This is a genomic window from Brachyspira pilosicoli (genome assembly GCF_019402445.1).
GTDB classification, from domain to species: Bacteria; Spirochaetota; Brachyspiria; order Brachyspirales; family Brachyspiraceae; genus Brachyspira; species Brachyspira pilosicoli_B.
On record NZ_SRZM01000149.1, the window covers coordinates 1 to 9,821 of the forward strand.

Annotated in this window: 9 protein-coding genes; 2 read left to right on the forward strand and 7 right to left on the reverse strand. The window is 27.7% G+C overall.

Features of this window, described 5'->3' with window-relative positions:
• Positions 1–243: 243 nt before the first annotated feature.
• Both E6A48_RS05915 and E6A48_RS05920 read right to left on the reverse strand, forming a co-directional pair.
• Positions 244–2,499: an aconitate hydratase gene (locus E6A48_RS05915; RefSeq protein ID WP_219709143.1), complete on the reverse strand. Its 2,256-nt coding sequence runs from the start codon at positions 2,497–2,499 to the stop codon at positions 244–246.
• A 120-nt stretch (positions 2,500–2,619) separates the two neighbouring features.
• Positions 2,620–3,150, reverse strand: coding sequence for an HdeD family acid-resistance protein (locus E6A48_RS05920; RefSeq protein WP_219709144.1), 531 nt, complete (start codon positions 3,148–3,150; stop codon positions 2,620–2,622).
• Between the two features lie 200 nt (positions 3,151–3,350).
• On the opposite strand from E6A48_RS05920, the gene E6A48_RS05925 reads away from it, so the two are divergent.
• On the forward strand, positions 3,351–3,830 hold the full coding sequence (locus tag E6A48_RS05925) for a Spy/CpxP family protein refolding chaperone (protein WP_219709145.1): 480 nt from the start codon (positions 3,351–3,353) through the stop codon (positions 3,828–3,830).
• A gap of 70 nt (positions 3,831–3,900) precedes the next feature.
• Here the strand turns inward: E6A48_RS05925 and E6A48_RS05930 are convergent, their stop codons facing one another.
• The 5 genes from E6A48_RS05930 to E6A48_RS05950 all read right to left on the reverse strand — a co-directional run bounded on the left by E6A48_RS05930 (position 3,901) and on the right by E6A48_RS05950 (position 8,611).
• On the reverse strand, positions 3,901–4,638 hold the full coding sequence (locus tag E6A48_RS05930) for a glycerophosphodiester phosphodiesterase (protein WP_219709146.1): 738 nt from the start codon (positions 4,636–4,638) through the stop codon (positions 3,901–3,903).
• A gap of 26 nt (positions 4,639–4,664) precedes the next feature.
• Positions 4,665–5,954, reverse strand: coding sequence for an MFS transporter (locus E6A48_RS05935; protein ID WP_219709147.1), 1,290 nt, complete (start codon positions 5,952–5,954; stop codon positions 4,665–4,667).
• A 138-nt stretch (positions 5,955–6,092) separates the two neighbouring features.
• A complete protein-coding gene (locus E6A48_RS05940; RefSeq protein ID WP_219709148.1) occupies positions 6,093–6,896 on the reverse strand; it encodes an AAA family ATPase in 804 nt (267 codons plus the stop codon).
• Between the two features lie 3 nt (positions 6,897–6,899).
• Positions 6,900–7,094: a hypothetical protein gene (locus E6A48_RS05945; RefSeq protein WP_219709149.1), complete on the reverse strand. Its 195-nt coding sequence runs from the start codon at positions 7,092–7,094 to the stop codon at positions 6,900–6,902.
• 137 nt (positions 7,095–7,231) lie between these two features.
• Entirely contained in the window at positions 7,232–8,611 is a 1,380-nt protein-coding gene (locus E6A48_RS05950) for an MATE family efflux transporter (protein ID WP_219709150.1), read from the reverse strand.
• Positions 8,612–8,739: 128 nt separating this feature from the next.
• Between E6A48_RS05950 and E6A48_RS05955 the strand changes: the two genes are divergently transcribed.
• The gene (locus tag E6A48_RS05955; protein WP_219709151.1) at positions 8,740–9,663 is read left to right on the forward strand and encodes a methylenetetrahydrofolate reductase; all 924 of its coding nucleotides are present in this window, start codon (positions 8,740–8,742) and stop codon (positions 9,661–9,663) included.
• Positions 9,664–9,821 lie beyond the last annotated feature (158 nt).

Here is a 9,821-nt window from a genome sequence, read left to right on the forward strand (position 1 = left end):
GTATAAAAGAACCAAAAGAACTGCATTTTTTAATCTAAATTTAGGTTTTATCTTGTATTACAATTATAGTTTTATGTTATAAAAAATTATAATTTATATTCATAAATAACTAAAAATTAACAAAAGCTAATTGTTTCAATATATATTAAAATATTTTATTTATAAATTCATACTTATATAACTCATAAATAAATTTTTATTTATGATACTATAAAAAATATAAAACATTTAAATTTATATAAATTAGTTTTTCATTAAACTATTCAATGCTCCTCCGTTTTTAAACCATTCAATCTGTGCTTCATTATAGGTGTGAACTGCTTCAAAAATCTCTTCACTTCCATTTTGATGAATTACTTTAACAGTTAAGTTTTGTTTAGGCCTAAAATCATCAAGTCCTAATATGCTTATTTTATCTTTTTCTTCTATCTTGTCATAATTATCTTTATTTTTAAATGTTATAGCAAGTATACCTTGTTTTTTAAGATTAGTTTCATGTATCCTAGCAAAACTTTTAGCAAGCACTGCCTTAACATTCAAAAATCTTGGCTCCATTGCAGCATGCTCTCTGCTTGAGCCTTCTCCATAGTTCTCTTCTGCAACCACTATAGAAGAAATATTTTTTTGCTTATATTCTTTTGCTGTTTTTGAAACTTCTTTATAACTGTTGCTTAATTGATTAAATACAGAGTTTGTTTTGTCGTTAAAGAAATTAACAGCCCCCATTAGCATATTGTCTGAAATATTTTCTAAATGACCTCTAAACTTTAACCAAGGTCCAGCCATTGATATATGGTCAGTTGTACATTTACCTTTAACTTTTATAAGCAAAGGCATATTCTCAAAATCTTTTATATTAAACTTATCAAAAGGCTTTAATAACTGTAAACGTTTTGACTCTTTATCTATTATAATTTCTACGCTACTGTCTGGGAAATTTTGTCTGTTTTTATTTTCTGTGCTAAGTCCGTTTTTTGGCAAAGCTATTCCAACAGGGGCATCTAGTTTAACTTCTTTTCCTTCTTCATTAATTAAACTATCTTTTAGAGGATTAAATCTCAAATCCCCTGCTATGCTTAAAGCCATTACAGTTTCAGGAGAAGCAACGAATGCATGAGTATTAGGGTTACCGTCTGCTCTTTTAGCAAAGTTTCTGTTAAAAGATGTTACTATAGAATTAGCTCTTGTGTTGTCTTTCTCTTCTCTGTTCCACTGCCCTATACAAGGTCCGCATGCATTAGTCATTATCACAGCACCTATTTTTTTGAAGTCGTCAATTATACCGTCTCTCAAAGCTGCATTATATGAAGCTTCAGAGCCAGGATTAATTATTATTTTTGATTTTACTTTTAATTTTTTTTCTATTACCTGACGAGCTATTGAAGAAGCCTTACTTAAATCATGATAAGAAGAATTAGTACAAGAGCCTATCAAACCAACTTCCATAGCTGTAGGATATTTATTTTCTTCAACTTTTTTAGCAAACTCACTTATAGTACAAGCTGCATCTGGAGTAAATGGTCCGTTTATATATGGCTCTAATTCAGACAAATTAATTTCTATTATTTTATTATAATATTTCTCTGGATTATTATACACTTCCTCATCTGCTTTTAGATTATTTATATTTTCATCAGCAAGTTTAGCTATCTCTTCTCGTCCTGTAGCAATTAAATATTCTTTTATATTATTGTCATAAGGAAATATTGAAGTGGTAGCTCCAACTTCTGCCCCCATGTTACAAATAGAAGCCTTACCAGCAGCCGATAAACTATTAACACCCTCTCCAAAATATTCTATAATAGAGTTAGTGCCTCCTTTAACCGTCAATATTCCTGCCAATTTTAATATCACATCTTTTGCACTAGCCCAACCATTTAAAGAGCCTGTTAATCTCACCCCTATTATATTAGGTATTTTTAGCTCCCATTCCATACCTGTCATAACATCAACTGCATCAGCTCCGCCTACTCCTATAGCAAGCATTCCAAGACCGCCTGCATTAGGTGTATGAGAGTCTGTTCCTACCATCATGCCACCCGGAAAAGCATAATTTTCTAAAACTATTTGGTGTATTATTCCAGAACCAGCCTCCCAAAAACCAAGTCCGTATTTTTTAGCAACACTCTCCAAAAAATTATAAACTTCTTTATTAACATTAAGTGCATTTTTTAAATCTTCTTCAGCACCCTTACAAGCCTCTATTAAATGGTCGCAGTGTATTGTTGCAGGTACTGCAGAAGAAGTTTTTCCAGCATTCATAAATTGAAGTAATGCCATTTGTGCTGTAGCATCTTGCATTGCAACTCTATCTGGTCGAAAATCTGCATAATCTTCTGCCCTCTTAAAATCTTTTATTGTTTTCCCATCATACAAATGAGCGTATAATATCTTTTCTGATAATGTTAATGCCCTATTTAATTTTTGTTTAACACTATTAACTTTATTAGAATAGTTTAAATAAAACTTTCTTATCATTTCTATATCATATATTGGCATACTTTTCCCTCAAAATAAAAAAAATAATATTGTTATTAGTAATACTATACAACAATATTATTTTTTATCAATTAGTAAATTAATATTTTTTTATTTATATTTTAATATTAAAATTTTATATTAGTCCTTAAAAAAATTGCCATAAGCAAACCAAAGCTGCAAAGTAACAATACCATAAAGTATTAAACCAATTCCAATAACTACACTAACATAAACAGCACCTAGTATAGGATTAAATGCTAATACAATTCCAGCTAATAAAGTTAATACTCCGCTAAATAATGAGAGTCCCCATTTACTATAACCTTCTTTTTTTAATTCTATAGAAGAAGATACAGCAATAACCCCTCTCACTATTACAAAAAATGAAACCATATATGGTATAAATGCACCGCTGATTGTGAGATTAGATATGATTATAATACCACATATAGTTGTTATTATACCATCTGCCAAAATTAAAAGAGAACTTGATAAATGTCTTAAACTGAAAAAATAAAATATAGTGCTTATTCCAGAGAATATTGTTAAAAAGCCTATTATATATGCTAACAACAATACTGTTTCTGCTGGATTAAATATAGTAGCTATGCCTGATATAATAAGTAATATTCCAAATACTAACCATAAAACTCTTCCTAATTTTCCCATAATTTACACACTCCGATATAAAATTTAATAAATTATAATGACTATAATTTGTTATACAACAATGATAATTAAATATATAAAAAAATCAACATTTTATATATAACTTTATAAAAATAATTGCATTTTTAATTATAGTCGGGAACTTTCACACCTATAATTTCGTCTAATATAATACAAAAACAAAACAGGAGTTACTAGAAATGAAATCAAAATTATTATTATCTACATTTATATTAACATTAGTATCAGCATTGGCATTTGCTCAGCCACCTGCTCCAAGAGGTGGTGATGTTCCGCCTGCACCAGGTCCAAGAGAAAGAGCTATGCCAAGGGCTATGGGCGGTCCTAGAGGTGATATATACAGAATGTGCAGAAATGCTGGTATATATCTAACAGATGCTCAGCTTGAAGAAATGGGTCAAATATCTTATGAATATGAATTAAAAATCAATGATTTAGAATATCAAAAAAGAAGCATTGATTATAAATTCAAACTTGAAAGAGAAAAAATTGATTTAGATTTAAACTTGATAAAAGATTTAATAAATCAAAGAAAAGATTTAGAAAAAGAAATTGATTATCTTAGAATAGAAAAAGATGTTACTGTTTTAGATGTTCTTACAGAAGAACAATTAACTCAATTAAACTCATATAGAATGAGATATTATTACTATAGATAATTACTTATATGACAATATTTAAGGAGGTAAATAAGTTATTCTTAAATTACCTCCTTTTTTATTTATAATTTTAATACAATTTTTTATCAAATATATTAGCCATATCTGTAAACACTCCATCTACCCCTATAGAATAAAGTTCATTAGCAAGTTCTATAGAATTTACAGTATATATATAAAGTTCATATCCATCATTTTTAATATTTTTAGCTAAATCTTTATTTATAGTTTGGTCATATAGATGCATAGACTGAGGTTTTAATTCATCGGCTATATCTTTCCAATGAGCTGTTTCTTCCCAAAGCAGTATTCCAAATTTTGAGTTTTTTGATATTTTTTTTAGTGTTCTAAGCATATCAAATTCAAAACTAGAATAAAATATTAAATCTTCTGCTTTATTGTCTGCTACAGTTTTTACAGTGTTTTCTACTATGCTATCCCAATATTTTTCATTTTTGGAAGCTTCGCCTTTTAACTCTAAATTCACTATTGTATTTGTTTTTTTGCATAAATCTATTAATTCTTTTAGAGTAGGTATTCTAGTATTTTTAAATTTTGAATCTTTCCAAGAACCAGCATCTATATTTTGTATTGCATTATAATCTAAATCATTTATAATGCCGTCATAATCTGTATGGTCTTTAGTTTCATAATCATGAAATAACACAAGTGTGCCGTCTTTTAATATAGTTACATCTGTTTCTATACATTTTACTCCAAGTTCTATTGCTTTTTGAAATGCTAACATAGTGTTTTCTGGATACTCATGAGAAAATCCTCTATGTGCTATTACTTTTCTTAAATACATATAAAACTCCTTAAATAGATTTTTTATTATTCATTTGATTGAGCTTTTGCTTTTCTTATTTTTATTAATCTTGATAGAATTATTGCAGACAATGCTCCTACAATAGTAAAAATTAATCCTATTAAGAATATATAATAATAACCCTGAGATGGATTATCTTTATTCATATCAATCAATGCACCATTTACTCCATAAGCCCAAAATACAGGAGAATAAGTTAAGAAACTTGCTACAGCCATAGCAGAACCGCTAAACTCCTTAGGTATATTTGCTTCACCTATAGGAGCAAAATAAACAGACCTTGATATAAATATAACAAAAGAATATATAAACATTAATATCATACTTATATACAAATAATCAGGATTCTTTGGAGTAAGTACCACACCCAATAGTACTACTACTGTTAATAATAAAGAATAAGAAAGCATTTTTACAGGAGATTTAAATACTTTATCACCTAATAATCCGCCTATTATACCGCCCAATATACCTATTCCAGAAGCATTAAATAAACCAAAAACAACCGCCTGTGAAGTGGATAATCCAAAAACATTTTGCATATAAGGAACAGAATAGACAACTGCTATATAAGCAGTATATACTGACATACCAATAAGACCAGAAAGCCATACTTCAGGATATAATAATGCTTTTATAAGTCCAGATAATGCCTCTTTGTTTTTTTCTGTGCTAGTTTCTGATTTTAATAATTTTATATTAGGTATAAATTTAAATGATAAAAACACCCATAATACTATTAAAACAGTATAAATACTTATTATTATTCTCATAGCTGTAGGACTTGAACCTAAAGCAGTAAATATAAATAATGCTAAAGCATTCATTCCAAGTTCCATAGCCCTTCTGCCTGATTCTAATAAACCAAAAGCAATACCCTGATTTTCTTCACTAGCAAAAAGCCTAGTACCATTTAAAATAGCAGGCCAGAAGAAAGCATCTACTATACCCCAAGATAAAGCAACTATACACAATGATATATATGAGGCATTTACAACTGCTACCATATACACTGTTCCTATAATTCTTATAATAAGTCCGCTAATTATTAACTGTCTAGGCGTAAACCTATTATTTAGCCAACCTGCTGGAATATAAAAGAACATAGCAGAACCTATCAATGTAAATAAAAAACCAAATTGAGTATTAGTAATATTTAACATCGTTATTAACGGTGTATAAAAACTAGCCTTAAAAGCTTCAAAGGCACAATATATTATTTGACCTGCTGTTATAACAGTAATAAATGCCCTAAAATTTTCTTTGCTAGTAAAACCTAGTTTTTTAAATAGCATATCTACCTCCTACATATGAAAACTATATATTCTCAGTATAGGAAATAAAAAATACCTTTGCAACTCTATAAAAAGTATTCTTATAATATTAATTTACTTTTTTATCACAATTTATAAATATTTTGTATTATTAAAAGATTAAAAGAAATCTAAAAAAGCTTTATCCTTAATATTATTATCTTCTTTCATTTCGCCTGTATCATATAAATACCTTGTAACAGCTAAAGAAAATCCGCCTTTTATAGGTGTTCTAGGATAAAGAATTATTAGAGGCGTTCTCTTTTGAATAGACATCATTACTTTCTCTTCATCAAATAATATAGGTCCAAGTAAATTAAGTTCTATATTAAGTTCAAATTTATCAACAACCTTTTTTATCTCTTTATATAAATTAACTGCCCAATCAATATTTTTTACTTTGTTTACAACCAAATAAAGCTTCTCTGTAATTTTATTAGAGCATATCATTTTTATAAGTCTATACAAATCTGTAAGCGAGGTTATTTCAGGATTAGCAACTAATATAATATCATCAGAAATCTCGTAAAATTTTAACATAGATTGTGTGATTCCTGCAGCATAATCTATAATAACATAATCATATTCTTCAGATAAGGCTTTTAAATCATTAGCAAGTTTTGACAAATAAAAATCACTCTCAAACTGTAAAAGTTTCTGTATATTAACTCCCGCACTAATAACATCTATATTAAAAGGACTATTCAATATACAATCTTTTAAAGATATATCTCCTTCAAAATATTGCTGTAATTTAGACTGAGGTTTTACCTGCAACAATATAAAAACATTAGAACAATTAATATCTATATCAAAAACTAGTACCTTATAACCTTTGGAAACTAATTCACTAGCAAAATTGACGGAACATAAAGTTTTTCCAGCTCCACCTTTTCCACTAGAAAAAGATATTATTCTCGCCATATATTATTTCTCCATGTATAATTTTAATAAATGAGCAACTTTAGCCCTAACCTCTTCGTCCCAATCTAATATATGTTCTTTTAATACTTTAATAACAGCTTTCTTATCGGCAGTAGATATTTGTTTTTCTAACTCATCAAGGGCCTGTAGTCTTTTTTCAACATTCTCACTTTCTAATCGTAAAAATATTTCTCTCATATATATTTTTTTAATTCCATAAAATAACTATTATTCTAATAAATTATACATTATAATGTTTATTTGTCAAAACATTATATACAATTACATCATATAAAATAAAACTATAAAAATATATTATTATTAAGTTTTAAAAATTAAGTTACTTTTGTATTATTTTTTAGTTCCATTTTCATTTCTCTTATTATACTATAATATAAAGGTATTGATATAATAAAAGTAAATAAATCTGCTAAAGGCTGAGCTATTTCTATACCAAATAATCCTAAAAACTTTGGTAATATATAAACTATAGGTATAAAAAATATACCTTGTTTTGCTAAAGCAAGTATTGAAGCTCTTATTGTTTTTCTTGTAGTTTGAAGAATCATACTAGATAAAGTTATAAGTCCCCACAACGGAAGAGTTAATGCTTGATAACGTAAAGCTCTATTAGTAACATCAAATAATGCCTCATCTTCTTTATTAAAAAGATTTACTATTGAATGAGAATTAATAAAAATTATAAAAGCAAATATTATAAGCACAATAGTAGAAACTTTAACACAAAAATAAAAAGCATGTATAACCCTATCATATTTTTTTGCTCCATAATTAAAACCGCATACAGGCTGAAAACCTTGACCAAAACCTATGATTGCAGAATTAGCAAACATAGATACCCTATTTACTATAGACATAGCAGCTATTGCAGCATCACCAAAAATAGAAGCTGATGTATTTAAAAAAGCAGTGGAAAAACTAGATATACTTTGCCTACAAAGACTAGGAAGACCTCCAACAATTATAGCCTTGTACTTTTCTAAACTAGGAGAAAAATCTTTTAATTTAATAGGAAGTGTACCCCATACATTTGAGCCAATTAATAGCACACAAAAACTTATAAATTGACTTATTATAGTTCCTATAGCGGCACCTTTTATTCCCATATCAAAATAAAAAATAAAAATAGGGTCTAATATTATATTGATTATAGCTCCGCTTATTAAACCTATCATCGCAAACAAAGCATTTCCTTGAAGCCTTAATTGATTATTAAGTACAATAGAAGCCGTCATATATGGTGCACCTATTAAAATATATTTCATATAGATTTTTGAATAAGGCAGTATTGTATTTGTAGAGCCTAATATATATGCTAAAGGATTTATAAAAATAATTCCAAATATTAATATAATAAACCCAACTATCATAGCAGATACAAAACCAGTAGCAGCCATTTTAGAAGCTTCAAGAGTATCTTTAGCTCCTAATTTAATAGAAATATAATTACCAGAACCATGCCCAAAGAAAAAACCAATAGCCTGTATTATAGCCATCATAGAAAATACTATTCCAACTGCAGCGGTAGATTGAGTGTTAATCTTACTTACAAAAAAAGTATCTGCCATATTATAAAATGATGTTGTTAGCATGCTAATAATTGTGGGGATAGCCATTTTTATAATTAATGGTTCTATATTAGATTGAGTTAAATATTTATATTTTTCTTCTTGCTTAATTTTTTTATCTGTCATATACAATTTACCAATATTTAAATGTAATATATTTTACTACAAAAAAATAAATAAACAATATAAAGAAAATGTATAATCAAATAACAATCGAGTTTGACTTTTTTCTATTATAGAATATTATATATTAAATGAACAGCAATATAGAAAGTTTTATAAAAAAGTTAGAAAATAATGATGAGTATACTTTTACTCTAGAGATATCACCTCAGGCAAAATATGATTTAAGTTATATAGAAGAGAAAATAAATAATTCTCAAATACAAAATTATGTAGATGCATTTGTAGTAACCGATTCCCCTTTTGCAAATATTAAAATATCTCCAATATTAGCAGCAATACAATTACAGCAAAGGCTAAACAATAATAAGCCATTCATTGCAACACAAACGATGCGTGACAAAAACTCAATAGCTTTACAAAATGATTTAATCGGAGCGAATTATTTTGATATAAGAATGATACTTGCAGTTACAGGTGATGCTATAGCTAATGGAAATCAAAAACAAGCTAAAGGCGTATTTGAAGGAAACTCAAATTTATTAATAGATATAATAAAAAACTTAAATAAATCAAAAAGTTTAGGAGAGTTTACTTTCAAAGAACCATTAAAGCCAATATATCCATTCTGTGTTATAAACAGTTATGCTAAAAATGATGACAGTTTAAAAGTAAGACTTGCTAAAAAGGCTAATTCTGGAGTTAAGGCAATATTTACTCAGCCAATATACGAAGTTGAGAGATTGGAATTTTTATTGAAATGCATTGATGAATTACCATTAAAAGAAAAGCCTATATTAGTACCCGGATTTTTTCCTGTATTAACTTATAAGACAGCATATTTTATATACTACAAATTATCAGGCTCATATATACCAGAGAAATGGCTAAGCAAATTAAAAAAAGCAAGCGATAAATCAGAAGAAGAAGAGAGAAAAACAGCAATAGAATTATCATCTAAACTTTTTGAAGACATGCTAAAGATACATAAAAAAATGCATATAATGAGCCTAAACAACTACGAGTTTGTGGTAGATTTACTTAAAAATATTTAGAAGAAATTAATATTATAATTTTATTTTTATAAGATTTTTAAGTTTGTTATTCTTTTGGCAAATAATAATTAAATATAATAGCGATTATAAACAATGATAATTAATCAGGAGGATTACATACTTTACAGGCTGTGTATCCTCTTTTTTTTGCTTCTTGA